Source organism: Desulfosporosinus sp. OT, from assembly GCF_000224515.1.
Lineage (GTDB): Bacteria > Bacillota > Desulfitobacteriia > Desulfitobacteriales > Desulfitobacteriaceae > Desulfosporosinus.
The window spans coordinates 26,533-49,817 of the sequence record NZ_AGAF01000244.1; the positions used below are offsets into that span (position 1 = coordinate 26,533).

General features: G+C 42.5%; 24 protein-coding genes and 1 pseudogene. 2 read left to right on the forward strand and 23 right to left on the reverse strand.

Annotation, left to right across the window (positions count from 1 at the left end):
* Positions 1-85 precede the first annotated feature (85 nt).
* Positions 86-373, forward strand: coding sequence for a hypothetical protein (locus DOT_RS23445; RefSeq protein WP_009624029.1), 288 nt, complete (start codon positions 86-88; stop codon positions 371-373).
* A 97-nt stretch (positions 374-470) separates the two neighbouring features.
* On the opposite strand, the gene DOT_RS28015 is transcribed toward DOT_RS23445, so the two are convergent.
* From DOT_RS28015 to DOT_RS23525, 17 genes are all read right to left on the reverse strand, one after another.
* Positions 471-1,376: a SpoIIE family protein phosphatase gene (locus DOT_RS28015; RefSeq protein WP_242833907.1), complete on the reverse strand. Its 906-nt coding sequence runs from the start codon at positions 1,374-1,376 to the stop codon at positions 471-473.
* Entirely contained in the window at positions 1,349-3,874 is a 2,526-nt protein-coding gene (locus DOT_RS23455; RefSeq protein WP_009624031.1) for a PAS domain S-box protein, read from the reverse strand. Before DOT_RS23455 ends, DOT_RS28015 begins: the two co-directional genes overlap by 28 nt.
* Positions 3,875-3,898: 24 nt before the next feature.
* Positions 3,899-4,201, reverse strand: a complete 303-nt coding sequence (locus DOT_RS23460; RefSeq protein ID WP_009624032.1) for an STAS domain-containing protein — start codon at positions 4,199-4,201, stop codon at positions 3,899-3,901.
* 12 nt (positions 4,202-4,213) lie between these two features.
* Positions 4,214-5,908, reverse strand: a complete 1,695-nt coding sequence (locus tag DOT_RS23465; RefSeq protein WP_009624033.1) for a methyl-accepting chemotaxis protein — start codon at positions 5,906-5,908, stop codon at positions 4,214-4,216.
* A 327-nt stretch (positions 5,909-6,235) separates the two neighbouring features.
* Positions 6,236-6,907, reverse strand: coding sequence for a bifunctional phosphoribosyl-AMP cyclohydrolase/phosphoribosyl-ATP diphosphatase HisIE (gene hisIE, locus DOT_RS23470; RefSeq protein ID WP_009624034.1), 672 nt, complete (start codon positions 6,905-6,907; stop codon positions 6,236-6,238).
* Between the two features lie 181 nt (positions 6,908-7,088).
* The gene (locus tag DOT_RS30800; RefSeq protein WP_157998515.1) at positions 7,089-7,304 is read right to left on the reverse strand and encodes a hypothetical protein; all 216 of its coding nucleotides are present in this window, start codon (positions 7,302-7,304) and stop codon (positions 7,089-7,091) included.
* Positions 7,267-7,446, reverse strand: coding sequence for a hypothetical protein (locus DOT_RS29995; RefSeq protein ID WP_139024289.1), 180 nt, complete (start codon positions 7,444-7,446; stop codon positions 7,267-7,269). The genes DOT_RS30800 and DOT_RS29995 overlap by 38 nt, the downstream gene beginning before the upstream one ends.
* Positions 7,439-8,203 (reverse strand): imidazole glycerol phosphate synthase subunit HisF, encoded by a 765-nt coding sequence (hisF, locus tag DOT_RS23480; RefSeq protein WP_009624036.1) that lies wholly within the window; start codon positions 8,201-8,203, stop codon positions 7,439-7,441. Before hisF ends, DOT_RS29995 begins: the two co-directional genes overlap by 8 nt.
* A 1-nt stretch (position 8,204) precedes the next feature.
* Entirely contained in the window at positions 8,205-8,975 is a 771-nt protein-coding gene (gene hisA / locus DOT_RS23485; protein ID WP_009624037.1) for a 1-(5-phosphoribosyl)-5-[(5-phosphoribosylamino)methylideneamino]imidazole-4-carboxamide isomerase, read from the reverse strand.
* Positions 8,953-9,582, reverse strand: coding sequence for an imidazole glycerol phosphate synthase subunit HisH (gene hisH, locus DOT_RS23490; protein WP_009624038.1), 630 nt, complete (start codon positions 9,580-9,582; stop codon positions 8,953-8,955). The genes hisA and hisH overlap by 23 nt, the downstream gene beginning before the upstream one ends.
* A 26-nt stretch (positions 9,583-9,608) precedes the next feature.
* Complete coding sequence (gene hisB / locus DOT_RS23495) at positions 9,609-10,193, reverse strand: imidazoleglycerol-phosphate dehydratase HisB (protein ID WP_009624039.1); 585 nt, start codon at positions 10,191-10,193, stop codon at positions 9,609-9,611.
* A 63-nt stretch (positions 10,194-10,256) separates the two neighbouring features.
* Positions 10,257-11,342, reverse strand: coding sequence for a histidinol-phosphate transaminase (hisC, locus tag DOT_RS23500; protein WP_009624040.1), 1,086 nt, complete (start codon positions 11,340-11,342; stop codon positions 10,257-10,259).
* Between the two features lie 20 nt (positions 11,343-11,362).
* Positions 11,363-12,643, reverse strand: a complete 1,281-nt coding sequence (gene hisD, locus DOT_RS23505; protein ID WP_009624041.1) for a histidinol dehydrogenase — start codon at positions 12,641-12,643, stop codon at positions 11,363-11,365.
* Positions 12,644-12,699: 56 nt separating this feature from the next.
* Positions 12,700-13,383, reverse strand: a complete 684-nt coding sequence (hisG, locus tag DOT_RS23510; RefSeq protein ID WP_009624042.1) for an ATP phosphoribosyltransferase — start codon at positions 13,381-13,383, stop codon at positions 12,700-12,702.
* 219 nt (positions 13,384-13,602) lie between these two features.
* Positions 13,603-14,778 (reverse strand): HD domain-containing phosphohydrolase, encoded by a 1,176-nt coding sequence (locus tag DOT_RS23515; protein WP_009624043.1) that lies wholly within the window; start codon positions 14,776-14,778, stop codon positions 13,603-13,605.
* A 136-nt stretch (positions 14,779-14,914) separates the two neighbouring features.
* Entirely contained in the window at positions 14,915-15,397 is a 483-nt protein-coding gene (locus DOT_RS23520; RefSeq protein WP_009624044.1) for a type I restriction-modification system subunit M N-terminal domain-containing protein, read from the reverse strand.
* 23 nt (positions 15,398-15,420) lie between these two features.
* On the reverse strand, positions 15,421-16,497 hold the full coding sequence (locus DOT_RS23525; RefSeq protein ID WP_009624045.1) for a 6-phosphofructokinase: 1,077 nt from the start codon (positions 16,495-16,497) through the stop codon (positions 15,421-15,423).
* A 500-nt stretch (positions 16,498-16,997) separates the two neighbouring features.
* On the opposite strand from DOT_RS23525, the gene DOT_RS31500 reads away from it, so the two are divergent.
* Complete coding sequence (locus DOT_RS31500; RefSeq protein WP_207637067.1) at positions 16,998-17,177, forward strand: hypothetical protein; 180 nt, start codon at positions 16,998-17,000, stop codon at positions 17,175-17,177.
* A 150-nt stretch (positions 17,178-17,327) separates the two neighbouring features.
* Here the strand turns inward: DOT_RS31500 and hisZ are convergent, their stop codons facing one another.
* From hisZ to DOT_RS32135, 6 genes and pseudogenes are all read right to left on the reverse strand, one after another.
* The gene (gene hisZ, locus DOT_RS23530; RefSeq protein WP_009624046.1) at positions 17,328-18,476 is read right to left on the reverse strand and encodes an ATP phosphoribosyltransferase regulatory subunit; all 1,149 of its coding nucleotides are present in this window, start codon (positions 18,474-18,476) and stop codon (positions 17,328-17,330) included.
* A gap of 85 nt (positions 18,477-18,561) precedes the next feature.
* Positions 18,562-18,861 carry a YerC/YecD family TrpR-related protein gene (locus DOT_RS23535; protein WP_009624047.1) on the reverse strand — a complete coding sequence of 100 codons (300 nt, stop codon included), beginning with the start codon at positions 18,859-18,861 and terminating at the stop codon, positions 18,562-18,564.
* Positions 18,862-19,072: 211 nt separating this feature from the next.
* Positions 19,073-20,998: a PAS domain S-box protein gene (locus tag DOT_RS23540; RefSeq protein WP_009624049.1), complete on the reverse strand. Its 1,926-nt coding sequence runs from the start codon at positions 20,996-20,998 to the stop codon at positions 19,073-19,075.
* 303 nt (positions 20,999-21,301) lie between these two features.
* On the reverse strand, positions 21,302-22,666 hold the full coding sequence (locus DOT_RS23545; RefSeq protein ID WP_009624050.1) for a citrate/2-methylcitrate synthase: 1,365 nt from the start codon (positions 22,664-22,666) through the stop codon (positions 21,302-21,304).
* A 35-nt stretch (positions 22,667-22,701) separates the two neighbouring features.
* Positions 22,702-22,989 (reverse strand): annotated as a pseudogene (locus DOT_RS32130) (pyridoxamine 5'-phosphate oxidase family protein); the annotation flags it as partial.
* On the reverse strand, positions 22,989-23,159 hold the full coding sequence (locus DOT_RS32135; protein ID WP_009624053.1) for a hypothetical protein: 171 nt from the start codon (positions 23,157-23,159) through the stop codon (positions 22,989-22,991). The pseudogene DOT_RS32130 and the gene DOT_RS32135, both read right to left, overlap by 1 nt.
* Positions 23,160-23,285: the final 126 nt, after the last annotated feature.

Genomic DNA, 23,285 nt, shown 5'->3' on the forward strand with positions numbered 1-23,285 from the left:
TTACATTTAGATACATTCTCCTAGGTAATTTATGTTATGATAATTGCTATGAAGATCAAAATACTAACGTGAAGGTGGTTATTACATGTTTAAAATAACTGAGAATTGCCTAGAAAATAAATCTTTGACGGACTACTACACTTCAGAAGCCAAGAAAGGTTCTGAGGAATTCGAACAGCTGGTTAAAAAATTCGAGTCTGAACCACAGTTCAAATTCAGAATGCGAGACCAAGACCAAGAAGTCTACTTTATCGGCTACTCAGATGACTGTACTCGCAAAAGTGGCTTTGACCCCTTAGATATGTATGGCGAGTATTATGGTTGTATTGATATCCAATATCTGAATGCCAATGGTGAGTTTGAAAGGCTGTAATTATATAAGGATAAGTAGTTTTAATAAAAATTAAATTGACGTAGAAAAACAAGGTTGGAAGCTTTAGACTTCGAACCTTGTTTCTCTATTTACAGCATTAAATTTTCTTTATCATAAGCACATCGTTACCCTTAGCGTTGTAAATTACTTTGTCACAAAATAATCTCATCAATAGAATGCCTCGCCCACCTTCCGACTCCAGCAGTTCTTCAAACTCTTTTTCATATTGACCTTCTTCAAGCTGAACATTAACTCTTGCAACGTTAAAACCAGGCCCGTTGTCCTTAACCCTTATGATTAACTTGTCACCTATTCGTCTTGCTTTGATGCGAACTCGCCCACTGGCGTAGAACCCATTATTCATCGCTTCATTGCAGGCAACCTCTAACGTAGTTGCATGGCCTGGCGTATTCTGCTCTAGGAATTCGCTCATAGCTACCTGAGCATGTATGAGGTCGCCTTCATTTTTCACATCCAACAAAATTTTTCCCTTGTTTTCAGGGAGGACCTCTATACAAATAACAGAAAAATCATCATTTCTTTCTGGACTCTCTGCCAGTTGCTTAAGCCAATCCTCATATTCAGTGAAACTTCCTTGCTTCCGTATTCCACATAATTCAAGTAGATCAGACGCTCCATCGCTCATCATACAGTATATTTCCCCTGCTTTAAGGGGTATCGTCACTGTTTCAATATCAGGATCCTCAATAATACCCAGATAGCAACCAGCTATAGGTACTAAAGAACATTCTTGAGGCTTGGCACTTAAAAATAGCGTTATACCTGCAGAGATAAGTTTGAGGACAGCAGCTTTTAGATCAAATTCAAAGTACAGTAAAGCTATAAAGGAACCTTCATATAAATAGTGCATTATTCGCTGGTTAATAACCTGAAGGGTACCTGCTTCGATCTGCTCGCCAGTAAGCAAAACATTATCTAGCATCATTTTAAAAGTAGCTGTTTGTAAAGCTGTCGCTACACCATGTCCACTGACATCAACGATATATCCACATAGTTTTTTTGCTCTTCAAACCATTTGTAGTTGAAGAGATCTCCACTGACAATACTATAAGGCTCAAAAATCGTGCCTACTCGCACCTTTTCTCCTACAAAAGGATGTGGTAGGGAATCTTGCTGCACTCTTGCTGCTAATAAAAGCTCCCGCTGAGTTTGTCTCTCTCGCTCTCGAAGCTTGTCTTCAATTTTCTTGCGGTCAGTAATATCAACGATACTGGTCGCTTTATGCGGACTATTGTTTGCTTCATCTTTGATTGAATAACTTTGAAGCCAGAGCCACCGTATTTCCCCATCTGGTCTAATAATTCTAAATTCTTCGTTTGATGCTTCGTTTATGCTCTGAAAACCCAATGAAGCCTGCAACCTCTCCCGATCAGCCGGATGAATTAACTCTACTAGTGAACGTTGATTATCGAGCAAACTCTGACATGACATCCCACTGATTCTTTCATAAGCTGGACTGACGTAGACAATTCTTTCCTTATCTGTAATGAGAAATATTTCATTAATCGTTTCAGCAAGTTGTCTAAATTTTTCTTCACTCGCTCTCAGCTTGGCGTTTAGCTGTTTACTTTCTGTAATATCCATCATAACTGCCAAAAATGCTTTTTCACGTTCGTAGTTTATCTCTGTGCCTTTTAAAAGTACATTGATGATTCCACCGGACTTTTTAATAAGTTCTATTTCACAAGAGACACATCGTTCTCCTTGTATTTTTTCAATTATAGTTGAATTAACAGACCCAAACAAATCCTCTGTCCTTAAACCCTTCATATGACGACCGTGCCCAATACTATCATCTTTATACCCTAAAACTTCTATACCCACATCATTGACGAACTCAATGACACCTTGTTTGAAAATAACCACAATCTGAGGAGCATTATTGACAATGGCTGAATATCTTTCTTTGCTTTCTCTAAGCTCTGCCTCCAGTTCGATCATTTCTGTAATGTCTTCAAAGCACTCCATTTTCTCACTAATTTTACCGCTTTCATCTTTTAATACTGCGATACTCTTTAACGCATGTCGAGTTAGGCCATCTTTAGTTTTGATTTTGCACTTTTCATTAATGAGTGGCGAGTCTGTAGTGCTACGACACAACTCACAACCTTCGATACCTACTCCATGCAATACCATAGAGCATTCTTTCCCCATAACTTCTGCGGCAGTATAACCTGTTATTTCCTCCGCAATCTTATTCCATCTAAATATTTTTCGATCCTTATCTACAGAAAGAACAGCACTGGGGACAGTTCTGAACAGCAACTCTGCGTATTCCGCTTGTTCTCTTAACTGCTTCTCAAGATTTTTTCTGTTAGTTATATCTCTAGCAACCCCAATGAGTCCGGCCACGTTTCCCTGTTCATCCAAAAAAGGAGTTTTAACTGTTTCAGTGTCAATTACACTTCCATCCGTCAAAACATATTTACCTTCATACTTTAGCGTATTAACGGTCGCTAAGACTTCTTGGTCTTTATGCCGATAAAATTTGGCCAGTTCCATATCCTTCATAAGATCAAAGTCTGTTTTACCTCTGACTTCATCCTCATTTACACCTAAATATTTTTCCGCATTTGCTTTATTACACCCTAAATATGCACTGTTTACATCCTTATAAAATATATAATCAGGTATCGTGTCCAGCATTGATTTCAGAAATCTTTTTTGGTTGGCCAGCTCCATTTCAAGTTGCTTTCGCTCTGTAATATTTCTGGCAACCCCAATGGTACCAGCGACCTCTCCGTTTTCCTCAAAAAACGGTGCAACAAACGTTTCTATCCACTTACCACCCACTTCATGATGAAGAGGATTCAGTAATCTGTTTTTTGACTTTATTAATTCTTCTTCACTATTTTTATGTTGCAATGCAATCTTATGTGGAAAGATATCAAAATCAGTCTTACCAACAATTTCTGTATTTTTTATTCTATAAAAGCCTTCAAAGGCCCTATTTACAATCACATATTTACCATTCTTATCTTTCATCCAAGCTAAAAATGGCAAACTATCAAGTATCGATTGAATATTTTTTAACTTTTGGTCACCTTTTTTTGGTTCTTTATTTGTTAAGTCAAGCGCCAATACTTCATCTCGATCATACCCGAAAATGTCCTTGCCTATTCCATAAACTACATTTTTCCCTTCCCATGTTCCTTTCCATACCCGGATTTCCAAAGGTATTAGGTCGCCATCTTTAGTGCGAAGTGAGATCAGGCATTTGTCCAATTTACCTTCTAACATGCCTTTTATTTTTTCCTGTACTTCTACATGTCTAGTTAACGGATACAGCATCTCAACATTCGTATTTACCAATTCTTCTAAAGTATATTCCAGTTTTTCTAAAGCAGCTTTGTTTGTGCGGATGATTTTACCTGTATTATCTAAAATAAAAAGATAGTCCTCTATTTGATCAAACAGTTGATTAAAACTGTCTTTGTATTGATTCTCTGCTACAGCGTGATCATGTTTTCCCATAGTCATAAGAGTTACCTCCTAGTAATTATCTTACTCAACGGTAAATACATTATCTAAACGCGTGCGTTTAATCAAGTCAAATGGCATACCTTGAGCACCCATCAGTACCAGCCTTCCATTTTTCTCCTTGGTGCGTTTATTAATAGTCACTAAGGTTCCCAATCCCGAGCTATCGATATAGGTAAGTCTGGAGAGATCCATCCGCAGATCTGTAATTCCTTGATCTATTATTTCTAATAGATCATCCCTTAGTAAGGATGCATCGCCGACATATATTTTGTCATTTAAAAAAATTGTTGCTTGGTTGCCGCTGACTTGAATTGAATGTTTCATAACCTCTCTCCTTTACTCATCAACTTTGAACCTAGTAATAAGATTATGCAGGTTTTGCGCCATGACGCTTGTCTGCTCGGAACTTGTCGCTACAGCCTCAATGGATGCTGTGGTTTCTTCAATCGCTGAGGACACCTCCTGTGTCTCGCGGCTTGTGCCCTCTATATCTTCGGCTACAACCTCAATCAATTGGACAATTTTATCCGATGAAGCGACCTCATCGTCAGTTACCTTAGCAATTCCATCAATATCACTTACAGTTTCAGCAACTGCCAAAAGAATATTTTCCAGCGATCTCCCTGCTTTATTGACCTCTTCCACCCCTACTTCAACTTCAGCCAAACTATGCTTCATAGCTATAACCGCACTATCTGTATTCTCAGTGATTTTAGAAATTAACTGTGAAATATTGCTGGCCTCTGTATTGGATTGTTCGGCCAGTTTTCTAACTTCCTCAGCAACCACCGCAAAACCTCTGCCTGATTCGCCAGCTCGAGCAGCCTCAATCGCTGCATTAAGGGCCAACAGATTCGTTTGATTAGCAATGCCGGTGATGGTTTCATTAATCATACCAATTTGTTGGGAGTATTCATTCAGAAGCATGATTACTTTTTCCGCCTCTCTCGTCTTGGTATATATAGTGTTCATACTCTGCATGACTCCATTTACAGTAGCCTTTCCTCCCTTAGCTGCGTTTATAGAAACCTCCGATTTGACGCTAGCTGATGCTGCCTTATCTTTAGCGATCTGAATAAGAGCAGAAAGTTCAATCAGAACCTGTGACGTTTCAACACTCGATCTAGATGCATCCTCCATCGATAAGGCAACGTTCTGGGTTTTCCTGGAGACAATTGTTGTCGCTGTCGATACTTCTGTCGAAGAAGCTGCCATTTCTTGAGATGCTGCGGCTAATTCAATCGAACTGTTTTTCACCGCCTTAACAATTCTCAATTGTGCGGTAATCATAGTGTTAAATGATTCGCAAAGCTGACCAATTTCATCCCTGGTCTGAACAACCGCTTTGATCACTAGATTTCCTTCACTCGCCTCAGCCATCAACCCCTGGAGCACCTTGATTGGGGCAGTGATCTTGCGGGCAGCAAACAGTCCAATTAGAATCCCCAAAATGGCTACCAGTACTGAAGCTACTATGGCTACCTCTTTCGCCAATCTTGAGGCTTTGTATGTAGCATCCATAGCTTGACTAACTGTATTAATTCGATAGGCTTTTGCTTCATCAACCTTAGCCAGCATTTGGCTGGCTTGTGGTGCTAATTCATTCTTGGCAATTGCTAACGCTGCCTCTTTGTTACCTGCCTTTACCATAGGAAGAAATCTCGTATCAACGATCTCAGCGTATTTTCCATCTAAAGCTTTAGTATCAACGGATAATTTACGTGAAGCTTCTGAAGTTGCCTCATTAATAAGCACGTCTTCAAGCTTCGCATTCAAATCAGCTAATCGCTTATATTCATCTAAATACTTCTCCTCTCCATAGAGTAAATAGGCTCTAAGATTGGAAGACTCTGCTACGGCATTATAAGCAATATCATTATTAGTCTGCATACGCGGAACTTTTCCTTTAAGATTATTGACAGACACTTCCGCATTAGTGCACTCATAAATGGTATAAACGAATCCAACTGTCGCGACCAAGATTACTAACAAAAAGTAGGCTACCATTTTTCGAGCTAATGTCATTTCCATTCATTTCCTGATTCTACATAAGCAGAAACCAGATACCCCCCTTTATAATATAGCTACTCAAAGTTTTACACTCCTTAAAATACACTGTTCAGATGGGTATATAAGCAAGCAATTTGAAGCATAAGCTTGTTATTGTAAAGTCTATTGCATCTCAACTTTCACTATAGACGAAGATTAGAAATATGTATATATTAAACCAATATGACCACACTCAATTTATTCTATGATAAATTCTTGAATGTCAACCTAGATTGGTGACATAGAAACAAGGCTGGAAGCACTAGTACTTCCAGCCTTGTTTTCTCGATTTTTATTATCTAAACTCCTTCACTTCCGCCTAGCCAGGAGTTCCTTAGCAATCTCACCAACACCAACCCCGCGCTCTTCCAGCATCACGAGCACATGATAGAACAAATCGGCCACTTCACATTTGATCTCCTCTGGATCAGCATTCTTAGCAGCAATAATAACCTCAGCGCTTTCTTCCCCGACCTTTTTCAGAATCTTATCAATGCCTTTTTCGAACAGATAGGTCGTATAAGCCCCTTCCGGCCGCTCCTGGTTTCGAGAATGAATCACATCAGTCAACAGCTCTAAGGTTCTCCCAAGTGGTGGCTCGGACCTTACTTCAGCTTCTCCAGTGACCTTAAATCCATCACGTGTCAAATCATAGTGGAAACACGAAAAGTGGTTCTCATGGCAAGCCATCCCAATTTGTTTTACAGTCAAAAGCAATGCATCTTGATCACAGTCAAACTTAATATCAATAATCTCTTGAAAATGACCAGAAGTTTCCCCTTTCAACCACAGAGATTGGCGACTCCGGCTATAATAACAAGCCTTACGTTCCCGAAGCGTTCGGCGTAAAGACTCTTCATTCATATACGCAAGCATCAGAACATCTTTAGTCTCCACATCCTGAACAATCGCAGGAACAAGCCCCTGAGAATCCCAGCGAATCCCTGCTAAATCTAAAGTTTCTATTTGATTTGCATCCATTTTATCTCTACCTTCCATATCGTAGTTCGTGTAGTCTTAGTTGTGCAAGTAGTGTGCAAGTAGGGACGGTTCTTTCATGCACCTTTCTTGCACGCAAATCCCTCTAGCAGAGCCAGACGGTGCACATGAAACGTGCCGTCTCCCCCAGCCCAGGACGCAGTGTGACACAAGTGCGAGGTCTTTACGTAAGCAGCATCAGCAAACTTCCGTTCAAGCGACCGACCCCAGATACGGGGCAACGCACAAGGTCCCTTCTCGCCATCCTTGGCTTCAGGGACACTCGGCCATCCATGGCCAGCGGATGTGCGCTGCCGCCAATGCGCCAAGGTCCCCTCCCGCCATCCTTGGCTCCGGTGACACTAGACCATCCATGGTCGTCGGATGGCGCTTTTGGCACGATAGTCTCCAGTGGAGAGTATCGCCGAAGCCGCGATCCCGAAAGGAATACTTTCCGGCGTAGGATGAACCCCGCTCCCCAAAGAAGGAGCTTGAACGGTTAGTTTGCTCTGCGTCGTAAGACCGAGCGCGGTGTCACACAAGTCCTCTAACTAAAATCCCCTGTTCTGCCAAGTAACGTTTGGCTTCCTCTATGCTGTACTCCTTGTAATGAAAGATGGAAGCGGCTAAGACAGCGTCCGCTTCTCCAAGAGTTAACCCTTCCGCTAAATGTTGTAGAGTTCCTACTCCACCGCTGGCAATGACAGGTAGGGAGACCGCCCGACTCACGGCCCTCGTCAATTCTAACTCATAACCAGCCTTGGTTCCATCTCGGTCCATGGAGGTTAAGAGGATCTCACCTGCACCAAGAGATTCAGCTTCCTCAGCCCATTCCAAGACATCCTTGCCGGTCGCCGTCCTACCCCCGTGAATATACACTTCCCATTTCCCCGGAGCCGTACTCCGAGCATCAATGGCTACCACGATACACTGGCTTCCAAAGGCATGAGCCCCTTCTTGAATTAACTGTGGATTCTGTACGGCAGAGGTGTTAAGAGCGATTTTGTCTGCACCAGCCCGAAGCATCCGACGGATATCCTCAATGGTCCGTAATCCGCCCCCTATCGTGAAGGGAATGAAGACTTGTTCAGCAGTACGACGCACCACGTCTACCATAGTTTCTCGTTTATCCGATGAAGCGGTTATATCCAGGAAGATTAACTCATCGGCGCCTTCTCTGTCATAGAGCGCAGCAAGTTCCACCGGATCGCCCGCATCACGCAACTGCACAAAGTTGGTTCCTTTGACCACGCGCCCATCATGGACGTCTAAACAGGGAATGATCCTCTTACTTAACATATCATTCCCCTCCGTTCCTATTATTTTTCTCGTCAATCCCCTCTGAACGAGCGGCCGCCAAGGCTTCCTTCAGGGTAAATGCCCCGCTATAGAGAGCTTTTCCTGTAATAGCTCCTTCTATGGAGACCCCTTGTAACGACTCCATCTGCAAGTTTCTCAGGTCGGTTAAGGTAGAAATTCCACCTGAGGCAATAACTGATAGGCCAGCTTCCTGAGCCATTTGGACGGTACTTTTGATATTAGGGCCTTGGAGCATTCCATCGCGTGAGATATCTGTAAACACTACGCTTTCGATCCCTACGGTTTTCATGGCTTTACCTAAATCGATAGCCAGCATTTCTGTTGTTTCTGCCCAACCTTGGACTGCAACCAAACCATCCTTGGCATCAATACCAACGATAACTCGTCTCCCGTACTTGCGCGCAGCTTCAGCGACCAATCCCGGGTTTTTAACAGCAATCGTCCCTAGAATAACCCTTTCGACTCCTAACTCTAACAGTTCCGTGATCCGCTCCATAGAACGGATTCCACCGCCCACTTGAACTTTCAGCGAGACGCTCCCTACAATCTTACGTATCGTCTCATCATTCACCGGTTCTCCGGTAAAGGCGCCGTTCAGATCAACGACATGTAAAAACTCTGCACCTTGACTCTCAAAATCCTTCGCTACTTCAACAGGGTTGTCAGCGTAAACTGTGGAATCCTCCATCCGTCCCTGTAAAAGGCGCACCGCTTTCCCCTCTTTCAGATCAATGGCTGGAAAGAGTAGCATCGTCATTCACCCACTTTCCAAAGTTCGTCAGCAGTTGAAGTCCCCAAGGACTAGATTTTTCCGGGTGAAATTGTGCTCCCCAGACATTGTCCTTGCCTACGACTGCCGGAAATACCACCCCATAGTCACTAGTCGCAATAATATCCTTCTTCTCACTCGGCTCTGCATAATACGAATGTACAAAATAGAAATAGGATTCATTCGGAATCCCTTCTAATAAACGGGAAGGTTGTTCCAACTTCAAACTATTCCAACCCATATGTGGAACTTTGCCGCCAGGCGGAAATTTAACAACTCGACCTGCTAAGAGTCCTAATCCAGCGTGCTCGCCGTGTTCTTCTCCAACCTCAAAGAGAACCTGCATCCCTAAACAAATTCCTAGAAAAGGGCGTCCAGAGCGTGCAAACTGGATAATAGGCTCAATCCACTCGCCACTATTTAACGCCGTCATCGCATCGGCAAAGGCCCCAACTCCTGGAAGTATTAATCCATTTACTTTATCCAGTTCTTCTGGGGACGTTATAATCAAAGCCTCAAACCCGACCTTTTCCAAAGCCTTCTCGACACTTCTTAAGTTTCCTCGTCCATAATCTACAATGCCAATCACTTTCATTCCTCCTGGAACTCGATTATTTATAAAACCCCTTTGGTCGAAAGGATACCACTATACCGAGTATTCAGGCGTAAGGCCAGACCAAGGGCTCTCCCAACTCCTTTAAAAGCAGCTTCCAAAATATGATGACGATTTTTTCCGGAAAATAACCTAATATGCAGAGTGAGTCCGCTCTGCACGGCCAGAGCCCGGAAAAACTCTTCCGCCATCTCAACCGGAAACTCGCCAACCATACCGTCTGGACACTGGACATCCCAAACTAGGTACGGGCGATTGGAAATATCCAAAGCTACTTGTACAAGAGCCTCGTCCATGGGAAGAAGGGCCTCACCAATCCGTTCGATCCCTGCTTTATCACCACAGGCCTCCCGCAGAGCTTGCCCCAAAACGATACCACAATCCTCGATCGTATGGTGAGCATCCACCTCTAAATCGCCACTGGACTCAAGGATAAGATCTAGATAGGCAAAGCGAGCAAAGGCAGTCAGCATATGATCAAAAAAACCTATCCCTGTTTGGACTTGAGCTTCACCGGTACCGTCAAGATTTAAACGAACACGGATCTCTGTTTCCTTTGTTTTACGTTCAATATAAGCTTCTCTCATGCTGGTCTCCTCTCGAAACGATAGTACCAAGAATAATTTTTAACCTTGAAAGACCAACTGAGATTAAACGCCTGTAACGCTCATGCTAATCTCCCTAATTGCTCGTAGAAACCTGTCATTTTCCTCCGGCAATCCGGCACTGATACGCAAGCACTTCCCAATTGTGGGGAGCACGCCCATGTTACGGACCAAGAACCCTCTCTTTAACAACTCCGCCGCCCAACTGTCGGGATCACCCGGTTTAAAGAGGATAAAGTTCGCCTTCGTAGGATAAGCCACAACATCCGCAACCTGAGTTAAGCCCTCGTAGAGTTTTTGCGTCTCTGCCTTAATACTCTGAATTTGCACTTGATACTCACTTAAATAACCTAAGGCCAAAATCCCTGCTTTTTGACTAAATGAATTGACATTAAATGGCGGTCGCACTCGATTGATCAGGGCAATAGTCTCTGGTTGTCCAAGCAAATACCCCAAGCGGAGGCCAGCCATTCCAAACGATTTGGAGAACGTCCGCAGAATAACCAAGTTGGAGTAATTTTCAATCTCAGGAATCAGGGTTTCCTCGGAAAACTCGGCATACGCCTCATCTACAACTACGATTTTACCACTTTCCCGCACAAGTCGAAGAATCTCTTCTCTGGGGAACAGCGTACCAGTAGGATTATTGGGATTACAAATAATAACCACGTGAGCATCTGGGGAAAGGGCTGCCGTTAACATCTGCTTCGTGTTCAGATCCAGGCCATTCAACAAGGGAACTTCCACAACTGTGGTATCTGTTAGATGAGCGGAAATCTGGTACATGCCAAACGTCGGAGGGTGAATAATCATCGATTTTCCTAAACCGCCAAAGGTGAGTAAGATGAGTTGGATCAGTTCGTCCGATCCATTGCCAACAAGAATTCCCGCTGGTGGAATTTTCGTATACTTTGCTATGGCATTTTTAAGGTCTTGGCCCATTCCATCTGGATAACGATTAAACATTAGTTTTTCTGAAAACAAATCCTCACGCATTCCCACTGGCCAAGGAAAGGGGTTTTCATTGGCATCGAGTTTAACACACTCAGGCATATGTTTCACTTCATAAGGAACGAGCTGACGAACTTCAGGCCGAACGAAACTCGTGGGGTTACATAACCTAGTTTCCATCTCTTTCTCTCCTTCCGCGACTATGATTTAAATCGAACCTCTACTGCACGGGCATGTGCTTCCAACCCTTCGCTGCGGGCGAGTAAGGCGATTTGCTTAGCATCACGCTTAAGGGCTGTTTCCGAATACCCGATCACACTGACCTTTTTCATAAACGTATCGACATTGAGAGGAGAATAAAACCTCGCCGTCCCTCCAGTCGGCAAGACATGATTCGGTCCTGCAAAATAATCCCCAACTGGTTCTGGCGAATAACGTCCTAGAAAAACAGCACCGACATTCCGCACTTGTCCTAACCAGGAATACTGATCCTCCACCACCAATTCAAAATGTTCCGGAGCAATTTTGTTAGCCAAATCCATTCCCTCTTGGAGATCGGACACACAAATCGCAGCCCCATAGGTTTCCCAGGACGCTCGGGCAATTTCTGCGCGGGGTAAGTCTTCAAGCTGCCGCTCCACCTCTGCTATAGTCTCTTCTAAGAGTCGGCGAGAGGGCGAAACTAAAATTGCCGAAGCTAAACGATCATGTTCAGCCTGGGAAAGTAAATCCGCAGCTAATTCTTCCGGTCGTCCACTCTCGTCAACTAAGATTAGAATCTCACTTGGTCCGGCTAACATATCAATATCGACCGTTCCAAAAACTTGCTTTTTAGCCAAGGTCACGTAAATGTTCCCTGGTCCGGTTATTTTATCCACGTGAGAGATAGTCTCAGTCCCATAGGCTAACGCGGCAATTCCTTGAGCCCCTCCCACTTTGTAAACTTCGGTCACCCCAGCTTCGGCAGCAGCTACCAAAACTTCAGGCAGAAGCGTACCGTCCGCTCTGGGTGGACTTACCATCACAATTTCTTGAACTCCAGCGACAACTGCAGGCAAAGCGTTCATCAAGACTGAAGATGGATAAGAAGCCGTGCCCCCTGGAACATAAATACCCACGCGTTTGAGTGGAAGCAGAAGTTGTCCAAGAATACTCCCGTCAGGGTCTGGTTCCAGCCATGAGATTCGTTTCTGCTTTTCATGATACCGCAAGATATTTTCTTTAGCAGTACGCAAAGCTTGGAGATACTCCTCGCCTACTGCGTGGTAGGCCACTTGAATCTCCTCATCAGATACTCTCAAGCCGCTTTGTCGCAGGTTGACGTGATCAAATTCCTCAGTCAATTGATAGATAGCCTCTTCCCCAAGCTCACGGACTTGCTTGAGGATCGCTGCAACACGCCGTTCCAGTGTTTCATCGTCTCCATATGATTTACGGGTGAGACGGCTTAAATCGATGTCATTCAGATTCTCAACCTTCATTAATTTCGCACCTCATTCTGTTCATCTTACTCTATAGATCTGTTAATAATCTCTATCTAATTTCTGACCAATATGTCCGCTTGTACATCTTCACGTAACCGCTCTACTAGGTTTCGAATTCGCTCGTATTTCAGGCGATAGGACACACGGTTTGCGATCAAACGAGAAGTCGCTTCCAGAATCGGCGCGATTTCGACCAGATGGTTTTCCTTAAGCGTTTTTCCAGTTGAAACAATATCTACAATCATTTCTGCTAGGTCAACGCATGGCGCAAGCTCAATATTTCCATGCAATTTAATGGGGCTAACCTGCATGCCCAACCCACTAAAAAAAGTTTCTGCAACCCTAGGGAACTTCGTGGCCACTCGTTGATGATTAAGCCCACTTAAATCATACTCTCCATTCGAAAGTTTGGGTGGGACGCTAGCCTCCGGCATCGCAACCACAAACCGGCAATATCCGAATTTAAGGTCCAGTAACTCAGCTACATCTTTATTCTCCTCCAACAAAGTGTCCTTTCCAACAAAGCCCAGATCTGCGGCCCCATATTCAACAAACGTTGGAATATCAGTGGCGCGGCAAATAATGATTTTAACCTTACTATCGGGAAGATCATAAAACAGCTTGCGGGAATCTTCATTAACATGGCTGCATTCAATCCCTATGCGACTTAATATTTGGATGGAGTCAATAAGCAACTTCCCTTTAGGCAACGCAATCGTCAAAAAATCTTTCTCCACTAGGCATCCCCTTCCACTTAACCCGTTTAATCTTAATCAAGAGATGTTTCACCCTCGAGTCAATTGATCATTAACTATTAATCCTTAACCATCAACTATTTATCGCTTTATCTTGTTAAAGTATTAATCTATTAATATTATAACAATGCCCCTTTACTCTGGCAACCCCCATATGAAAATAAAGGATACGATGCCCGACTTAATTTTTTACAGGATTTTTTATATTACTTGTTGAATCAACGCCACACCAGCAGGACATAGTTTTAACTCTCGGACCATTCCCTGCATTATCCGAATAGCTTCTTTTGAACTCATCGAACCACGATAAGGTCGTTCCTCTGTTAAAGCTTGATATACATCAGCTACGGCCATTAGGCGTTCAGGTACCGATAAATCCGCTTTGCGTTCGGGATAGCCACCTCCGGCGATATTTTCATGATGGTTTCCAGCCCACTCTTTAATGACTTCAAACCCCCGTACGCGCCCTAAAATCATTTTTGTATAATATGGATGGGCTTTAATTTTTTCAAACTCTTGAGGTGTAAGCCGTCCAGGTTTGTCGAGCACTTCTCCAGGAACCGCCAATTTACCTAAATCATGAAGTAGCGCAGCGATCTTAAGCTGAAAAACATCTTCCCTTGAATCTAAAAATAGAGGGGCTAAACGTTCCATAATCTCCGCAACCCCTCTGGAATGACAATATGTATAAGAACTTTTGCTATCAATAATTGCCGCAAAAACGTTGGCAATTTGCTCCACTTCTTGTTGATTAATCTGAGCGGTAAGATTCGGTTGGATCTCTGTTAGTATGCCTTTTAGATTGGGGTTGGTAAGGTCAAGCCAAAATCTTTCTTTGGCACTAGCCTCGAGAAACCCTTCGACCACTACAGGAGAAAAACAATGGTTTTGTCGCTTTCGCACCCAATCCCATATCTCTAAACGTTGATCATAATAATATTGGCGACGATCATGACGAGTTTCCAGCTGATCGGCAAGCTGCAAAATTTGCGCACCTAACGGCACCTCTCCCTTACAAGCCTCACTCTGTCCTTCCCACGACCCATGATGCCACAGAACAAATTCTGCTGCTTGCATTGAAAAGGGCATTAATCTCATCAGTTCTCGGCCAATCTCAGAGTGTTTCCAAACATTGCTATCCTTCGGAGTTACATTCCGCAATGATTCGGTCGCGCCAATATCATGCAGAAAGGCAGCAATATAGATATTCTCAACCAGTTCTTCTGAAAGCTCTAGGGTTCTCGCTATCTGCAAAGCAGTATACGCTGTTCGTGTAGCATGATGAAACGGCTGGCCCTCTGCCAGGTCGAGAGCCAAAGAAAGTGCGTGAAGTAGTTCATTGCGATCATAGATTTTCTCCTTAATATTATTACTCAATTTTGATCAATCTCCCATCTCAAATCCAAGCACAATCCTTAAATAGAAATAGTTCATTTTTTCGTACTAAAGAAAAGACAAGCCTTATTGATAGGCTTGTCTCTTAGTAGTGAAGTCCTATGCAGAATCAAGCAAATTAGAAATCTAAGTCCTCATCCGTTAACTTCATTTTATCAAATTTTTTTATCAACTCAACTAAATCACTATTAGTAATAAAATTTTCTCCGTTTGCAGAGGTCTTATTAAAGTCTATATCGTTTAATGCACCCAGGCAACCCCTATTCTTTTCGTCAGTCTCCGCAAAAACCTTCATTAGATATGAGTTCAAATCTTCTTTTTCCAGTTTTAATTTTTCCCAACGGGCGATTTTAGGCACAAATAGGCGATAGACCTCTCTTCTTTCTAAATCTTCTTCTATTTGACTTGGAGATAAACCCTTAGCTATGAGCTTATTTCGCCTAACCTCTCGCTCTAAATTAAATCTATCATTTAAGCGCTTTAAAAAAAGTATTGCAATGACATATTCTTTGAATTCAGTGGCATCCCTATCACCACGTAAAGTATCGCAGGTCTCATCTAAGAAACTTTCGAATTCTGCTAGGGATAATTTATCACTCATTAATCATTCTCCTTATCAAATGGTTAATCTCCTAGCTCAATTCCAAGAGAACGTGCCGTTAACAGCAAAGGGTCAATTAATGGCACAAGCTTAAGCTTATCGACCGCTTGATGGAGGGGAACACGTACAATATCTCTGCCCTGAAGGGCGACCATAATACCAAACTCCTTTTCTAATACGGCATCAACTGCTGCAACGCCATAGCGGGAAGAAAGCACTCGATCATACGAATTGGGAGAACCTCCTCGCTGAAGATGTCCAAGCACCGTCACTCTTGTTTCCATTCCAAACAGTTCTTCGAGATCATTGCCTATTTTAGCACCAATGCCTCCCAATTTGATCGGGTCAAATCGCCCCGCAACCATGCGTTCCACCACCATTTCTCCACCCATAGGTTTAGCACCTTCTGCTACAACAATAATGCTAAACTTCTTCCCTTGTTTTGCTCGTCGCTGGATGGATTGAGCTACTCGATTTAAATTATACGGTATTTCCGGAATCAGGATGGCATCTGCACCTCCAGCAACACCCGCATACAAAGCAATCCATCCGGCATAGCGCCCCATCAGTTCAAGAACCATGACTCGGTGATGAGATTCCGCTGTGGTATGCAGACGGTCAAGTGCCTCTTGCGCTGTTTCCACAGCCGTTTGAAAACCAAACGTCTGATCAGTAGCCATTAAATCATTATCAATCGTTTTAGGAATTCCGATAACAGAAAGACCTTTATTCGCAAATTTAAGCGCAATATTTAAACTTCCGTCTCCACCAATCGCTACTAAAACATCTACTCCATGTTCTTTTAAATTTCGCAGGACATCGTCCGATCGGTCCATTGTCTTAGTAACTCCATTTAGTTTCGTTTCATAGGCAAAGGGATTGTCTCGATTCGTTGTTCCAAGAATCGTGCCGCCCCGCGGCAAAATACCCGAGACATCACTTATCGAAAGGGGCATAAAATCGCCTTCTACCGCTCCTCGAAAGCCATCTTTAATACCAAGCACTTCAATCCCATTTTGGTGCGCGCTTTTAGCAACAGCCCGAATCACGGCATTAAGCCCCGGACAATCTCCTCCACCAGTAAGGACTGCAATTTTCATGTTAACACTCCTTTCCTCTATATAGTAGCATTATCTTATTATAGTCCTTTGCCTAAAAGTATAAGCATCTAAAGCGGGATACATGCCTAGAAAATTTCCTTACACGTACAGCAATACATGTATGCTTAGAGAACAAGCAAATCGGCATATTTGCGTCAAAACGCAAACTACTCTACATGATGCAACCATGCAAACAAGAACCGTCCCCGCTTGCATGCACCCAGACCGAAGGGAATCTCTATACTTAGAAAGCACGTCGAGCGTTATTTGCATCATATAAACGCAAACAGTGTCACAATCCCCAAATCTAACTCAGCTCCCGTCGGACCCAAGCTCAGAGGAAGTTTCTTAGCTTAGTGAGCGCTTTACAGAATTGCGTCAATGAGCGCAGAGGATAAAGCGTTAAGAAACGCAATGGGACTCGTCCATGACTCGAACAGGACGTTCGAGGTTAGAGCATCGCCATGGATGGCTAGATGCCGTGATGGACTGATGCCGCGGTGCCCGAAGACACTGTCTTCGCACGTATTAGCCTTCTTGCAGGATGGCAAGGAGCGGCGCACATGCGACGGAACAGGGATGTTCCTAGTGTCGAATGCGCCAAGGATGGCATAGCATTCGACCAGAACAACCCATGGGTTTTGCTTTTTAGCTTTAACCTCAAGCGAATAGCAATGTAGCGTGCGCGAATACGATACTCTCCAGTGGAGAGTATCGCCGAAGGCGCAGAGCCATTAACGTACACTTTCGCACCGTAGGATTAGTATCGCCGAAGCCGCTAATCCTTAAAGTATACCAGTCGGCGTAGGATGCTAAGAAACTTCCTCCCCTCACACACATAAAATTTCCGGAATATGTTTTTGAAAGGCCATTTTCTGAGCAACGTCGCTCTCTATCGTCCCGAGTACCATTTCTACCCGTTTTCCCTTAGCTCGTAATGCTTGACACTGACGAATGACCTGCTCTGCATCAGATCCGTACACCAAAATATCGGCACTCTCCGTGGAGGAAAGCGGAAATTGTTCTAACAAAGTTCCCAGGTGAATGGCGAATCCTGTAGCTGGTAACGAAACGCCAAAGTCCGAGTACAGCGTATCATAACGTCCACCTTCAACCACTGGGAAGCCCATACCTGGAACATACCCCTCAAAAACTGCCCCAGTATAATAGGAAAAACCTCGTAATATTCCTAAATCTAAGGACACATTTTCTTGAACTCCGAAATAATTCAAATACCGATAAATTTTTCTTAACTTTTCAACAGCTTCCTGAATCGCCGGTCGTTCACTCCAGTCAAGAACTTCATCAAGAATTTCCTCTCCCCCGTGAAAATGTGGTAAACGTAGCAAGAGCTCCTGCACGCGCGTAGGTAATCCACTTTGGCTGACCCACCTTTCCACGCCTACCATATCCTTACGGGCCAACGCTTCTTCCAGCTTAGATTGAAGACCCTCATCAACCCCCGCTTCCAACATAAGCCCTGAAAAAATCCCCATGTGCCCAAGATTGAACTGATAGTTTTTTAAACCCAAACCCGCAATAGCTTCAACAGCAAGGGCGATCACTTCTGCATCGGCTAGTTCCTGGTCAGAGCCGACGAGCTCCACACCTACTTGGCGGAACTCTCTATGCCTAACAGCGGTATTTCGATAGACATCAGCACCGTAACACAAACGGAGTGGAAAATCCCCTCCGCGCATGCGTGTGCTGACAAGGCGGGCAATCGACATTGTTAGCTCAGGACGCAGCGCAAGAATACGACCCTCACGATCAAAGAATTTATACAATGAGTCGTCTTGCTCAATATCCGGTTGGACGCATGCGGTAAATTCAAGGGTTGGAGTTAACACTTTTTGATATGACCACTGTCGAAAAAGCGCAAGTATCTCTTCTTCTAAACGCTCCTGCACGACTAGTTCCTCTGGTAGTAAATCACGCATTCCATCTGGAATGCGTTGTCCTAAATTTGTTCTTAGCATTTATAATTCTCCTTCTTTAATACACTCTACTTTGCTGCATATCAAATACTGAATCCCTTAGTATCTGCTTATAAAAAATCTCTTATTAATTATGTTCTTGCAAACGTTGCAATATCAGTTGATACCCATCAGCTCCGAAATTCAAACAACGTTTAACCCTACTAATCGTCGCTGTGCTTACTCCTGTCGCTTCCGCAATTGCTGTATAAGTCTCATTCCTCTGTAGCATCTTAGCAACCTCTAGCCGCTGAGCCAAAGCCTTTATTTCAGCGATTGTTGCAATATCTTCAAAAAATCGATAACACTCATCTTTGTCTTTGAGCAATAAAACGGCTTCGCATAAAGCGTCAGTCAACGGATCGTGTAAACGTTCATCGCTTGACATGATTTTACCTCCTCGAACGGGTTACTTTCCCCCTTTAATATATTAAAGCATTCTTCTGCTGTCAATAGTTTTTTAAACATTGACATTCGAAAACTTTCCATAATTAAAGAGAGGTTAAAAACCTTTGCTAGCAAAGTTTCTTTCCTCTCTTTTACCACAACCATTGATTATATTACCCAAGCCGCCTCATACTTCAGAAACCAATTGATCCTTAATAATTACTAACAGCAAATTTGACTGTAACTGTTGTTCCTCCCGGATTTGTTTCGTAATTAATCACCGCATTATGGCGCGCTGCTATACTCTGGCATATCGCCACTCCTAACCCCGTCCCTCGCTCTTTTGTGGTCAAGAACGGAGTACCCAGTTTTTCCAGTATCATTGGGTCAATTCCCTCGCCCTGGTCACGGACCCTAAGTATTATATGGTTTCCTAATTTATAAGTTTGAATCGTTAGAGTCCTTCCGCCTCCTTGCATTGCTTCAAGTCCATTTCTGGCCAAATTCAGGAGTAATTGGCGAAGTTCATTTTCATTCCCCTTTGTGTCTGGAACCTGCTCAAGCTCAAGATATAATTCTTTTTCCTTATTTAGTGCATCCGCCGATAAAAGAGGAAATAATGACCTTACTATTACAGAAATATTAATTAATTCAAAGTCAGAAGTTTTGTCACTAGCCAGACTTAAAAAATCAGTAATGATCAAATTCGCTCTATCGAGTTCTTCAATCATTAATTTGTAGAATTCATGATATTCCTTGGTACTGTCCTTTGCTGCGAGTAATTGCAGAAAACCATGAACTGTAGTCAACGGATTTCTCACCTCGTGGGCAATACCCGCTGCCATTTCTCCCACCATATTTAGTCTATCTAATCGCGCCATCTCTCGATCTGCATTCTTTCGATCAGTTATATCAATAAGCACTTTGAAAATTAACCTTGACCCATCTGCGTCAATAAAGGGTTGTATGAATTTCTCATAAATACGATTTTCAAACAGCCTCTCTATCCATAGAGATCTTACGCTCTCAAAAACTGTTGAAGTTACGCATTCATCACAAGGGCTTGCTAAACCGGCTATAACTTCATAACATCTTTTTCCTTCCCATGAACCAAACTTATCTCGAAAACGACTGTTAGCAAAGCGAATTTTGTAATTTTCTTCTTGAACATAAATTAAGCCGGGAAAACTATTAAATAGTGTATAGAGACGCTGATGCTCTTCTTCAACAGCTTTTTCCATTTTCTTTCGTTCTTCAATATTACGAAAAAATATGGAAATCCCACTCTCAGTTGGATAAGCACTGATTTCAACCCAATTTCCCATGAGTGGTGCGTAAGTCTCCAATCGTGCTGGTTTCTCATCTTCCATCACCTGCAGGCAAAAATCGAAAATCAGCTTACTGCCATTTTGATAAAACTCCTCAAAATCGGACCCTATTATATTACCTGCTATGTTATTTCCTTGGGCTTCAACAAAGGCCTGATTGGCATAAGTTATTTCCCTTTGACGATTTACGGCGAGGAAACCGTCGCTAATACTTTCAAGTGTATTTATCAACTCTTGATTGGTTTGCGCTAGTTTATGTTCAACGGCCTCTTTCTGAGCGATCTCGCTTCGAAGCTGATTATTAATACGTACCAATTCATTAGTACGAAGTTCAACTAATTCCTCTAGGTTTTTCCTATATTGACTTAATTCTTTTTCTTTGCGTTCACTTTCAGTAATATCCCAGATAGAAACTACTCTTAAGCGCCGTTCTTTAATAGTTACTTCATAGCTATCAATATGCACAGGAAAAGAACTTCCATCTTTCCTCATTTGCGCCGACTTATAGGCATAATGTCCTCTTTCGTGGATATGGCGCATAATTTTTGGAAGTTTTTGATGAAACTCTGGCGCATAGACATCATAGATTGATTTTCCTATCAACTCGTGAGCGTTGTATCCAAGCATCTCTGCATATCGTGAGTTAACCTTTATCAATTGTCCGGTGAGGACATCAGAAATAAGCATGCCCCAATAGTTCTCAGTGAAAATTCGATCCCACATTTCATTATCTTCTCGTGCCTCGGCTAAAGCCGTTTCTAGAAAAAAAACCTTTTTTTTCACTTCGCTGATCACTTCGTATGTAGACATTTTTCATTCCACTCTTTTCAATAAGATCGCAGTTAGTGCTAAAATTTATACTATTACTTCTAAGTGAATACTTAAAATATTTATTCTATTATTCTATAACTAACTGGATTATCCTTGAAAAAAAGTCTCTCATTATTTTTACAGGATATAACAACATCTTAGTAATTAGAGAAATATATTTAATGAATATATTTCTTCCGACAAATAATCTCTCATTAATGAAGACATAAAGAAACAGCGGGACATAAAGGCCCTGCTGTTTCTTATTTTCCAGGTTCATGAACTTTAACAATGATATTTAACCTATCGTTCATCCATGGCCGTATAATCACGTCTTTGGGCAACACTCTTATAGGCCGGTCGAATAATTTTACCGGCGTTTACAATTTCTTCAATACGATGCGCACTCCAACCGACTATTCTAGAAATAGCAAAGATCGGCGTAAACATTTCATCTGGAATGCCCAACATTCTATACACAAATCCCGAATAAAAATCGACATTTGCGCTGACAATCTTGTACATCTTGTTGGATTTGCCTATCATTTCTGGGGCTAGTTCCTCTACCTTTGCATAAAGCTTGTATTCATCTTCTAGGCCTTTTTCCTTTGCAAGCTGAGCAACGTATTCTTTGAAAATAACCGCCCTGGGGTCAGATACTGAGTACACAGCATGGCCAATACCGTAAATTAAGCCTGAACGATCAAAAGCTTCTTTCTTAAGTATTTTGGCAAGATAATCCTTAATTTCTTCATTATCATCCCAATGACTTAAATCGCGTTTCATCTCTTCAAACATCTGCACAACTTTAATGTTCGCCCCACCGTGCTTTGGACCTTTCAGAGCTCCTAATGCTGCGGCCATGACCGAGTACGTGTCTGTTCCAGTAGAGGTTACAACATGGGTTACAAACGATGAATTGTTGCCCCCACCATGTTCTGCGTGAAGCACGAGCGCCAGATCGAGTAGTTTTGCCTCCAGCTTTGTGAACTTACTGTCCGGTCTCAGCATGTGGAGAATATTTTCAGCAATACTTAAATCCGGTCTTGGACTATGAATATATAGACTTTGCTTGCCATGATAGTGGGTGAATGCCTGGTAGCCATAAACTGCAAGTAATGGGAAACAGGCAATCAGACGAATGCATTGCTTTAATACATTTTTAATAGAGGTATTATCAGGATCATCATCAAAGCTGTATAAATCCAAGACGTTTCTTGCCAAGACATTCATGATATCCTTACTTGGCGAACTCATAATCATACCCCGGACAAAATCTTCAGGCAACGTTTGATTAAGGGCTAGCAGTTGTTCAAACTCTTGGAGTTGATCGCTATCCGGAAGATCCCCAAAAAGCAATAGATAGCAAGTTTCTTCAAAACCATAGCGATCGTCCATAGTGAACCCGTCTACAAGATTACGAATATCAATACCCCTATAAATCAATCTCCCTGGAACAGGTATCATTTCGTTTTCATCAAGAATATAGGAATGCACTTCACCAATCTCAGTTAAACCAACAAGTACTCCCTTTCCATCTAGGTCTCGAAGTCCACGTTTCACATTATATTTACTGAACAACTCGGGATTGATTAAACTACTTTTTTCAGCCATGCTGCTCAATTCATCAAGCACATTTTCAAGTTCCTCTAAGTCACCATGTTTCATAAATACCCCTCTTTCATTATTTTTGGATTTTTACCTTAATAACCTGACTTCTTGCCCGACATTGTATTAACATTTAACTTGAAAAGAGTGACGTTCGACAAGGCTGAATCCTCGATCGGCTTTTCCTCGTTAGTATATTGCTGCATAATCATCTTCATAGCTTCACGCTTACCCTCCAACTCTTCGATGAATTCAACCTCACCGAAACCAATAACACTCTGATACCGCATCGTCCAGTCGCATGCTTGTTCACCAGGAACAACCTGTGTGTCGATCTCAACTTCAAAGCAGGCCTTGGCGTTTTCTCGAAGGATCAATAGTTTTAAACCTTCGTGCGCAGAATGAAAATATAATACTCGATTAGCAAACCGAAACTCATTGGGATAATATAAGCCATTCCTTCATAAGACACAGCTAATCGACATACCTGAGCCTTCTTCATAATCGCATCTAAATCTTGCTGCTCAGTGATTTCCTTATCATTCCTACGCATTTTATTACCTCTTCTCGATTGTTTTTTTGAACCATGAATCTTAGTTTTAAAAATGTATGAAAGAGTTACATTACACAAAAGGTTGAAGAATTCCTCCTAGAAGCAGGAAAAAATAAACTTTATATT

Coding starts and splice junctions, on each gene's coding strand:
- DOT_RS23445 (WP_009624029.1), top strand. CDS start 86: ATGTTTAAAATAACTGAGAATTGCCTAGAAAATAAATCTTTGACGGAC.
- DOT_RS23455 (WP_009624031.1), bottom strand. CDS start 3,874: ATGACTATGGGAAAACATGATCACGCTGTAGCAGAGAATCAATACAAA.
- DOT_RS23460 (WP_009624032.1), bottom strand. CDS start 4,201: ATGAAACATTCAATTCAAGTCAGCGGCAACCAAGCAACAATTTTTTTA.
- DOT_RS23465 (WP_009624033.1), bottom strand. CDS start 5,908: ATGGAAATGACATTAGCTCGAAAAATGGTAGCCTACTTTTTGTTAGTA.
- hisIE (WP_009624034.1), bottom strand. CDS start 6,907: ATGGATGCAAATCAAATAGAAACTTTAGATTTAGCAGGGATTCGCTGG.
- hisF (WP_009624036.1), bottom strand. CDS start 8,203: ATGTTAAGTAAGAGGATCATTCCCTGTTTAGACGTCCATGATGGGCGC.
- hisA (WP_009624037.1), bottom strand. CDS start 8,975: ATGCTACTCTTTCCAGCCATTGATCTGAAAGAGGGGAAAGCGGTGCGC.
- hisB (WP_009624039.1), bottom strand. CDS start 10,193: ATGAGAGAAGCTTATATTGAACGTAAAACAAAGGAAACAGAGATCCGT.
- hisC (WP_009624040.1), bottom strand. CDS start 11,342: ATGGAAACTAGGTTATGTAACCCCACGAGTTTCGTTCGGCCTGAAGTT.
- hisD (WP_009624041.1), bottom strand. CDS start 12,643: ATGAAGGTTGAGAATCTGAATGACATCGATTTAAGCCGTCTCACCCGT.
- DOT_RS23520 (WP_009624044.1), bottom strand. CDS start 15,397: ATGAGTGATAAATTATCCCTAGCAGAATTCGAAAGTTTCTTAGATGAG.
- DOT_RS23525 (WP_009624045.1), bottom strand. CDS start 16,497: ATGAAAATTGCAGTCCTTACTGGTGGAGGAGATTGTCCGGGGCTTAAT.
- hisZ (WP_009624046.1), bottom strand. CDS start 18,476: ATGCTAAGAACAAATTTAGGACAACGCATTCCAGATGGAATGCGTGAT.
- DOT_RS23535 (WP_009624047.1), bottom strand. CDS start 18,861: ATGTCAAGCGATGAACGTTTACACGATCCGTTGACTGACGCTTTATGC.
- DOT_RS23540 (WP_009624049.1), bottom strand. CDS start 20,998: ATGTCTACATACGAAGTGATCAGCGAAGTGAAAAAAAAGGTTTTTTTT.
- DOT_RS23545 (WP_009624050.1), bottom strand. CDS start 22,666: ATGAAACATGGTGACTTAGAGGAACTTGAAAATGTGCTTGATGAATTG.
- DOT_RS32135 (WP_009624053.1), bottom strand. CDS start 23,159: ATGCGTAGGAATGATAAGGAAATCACTGAGCAGCAAGATTTAGATGCG.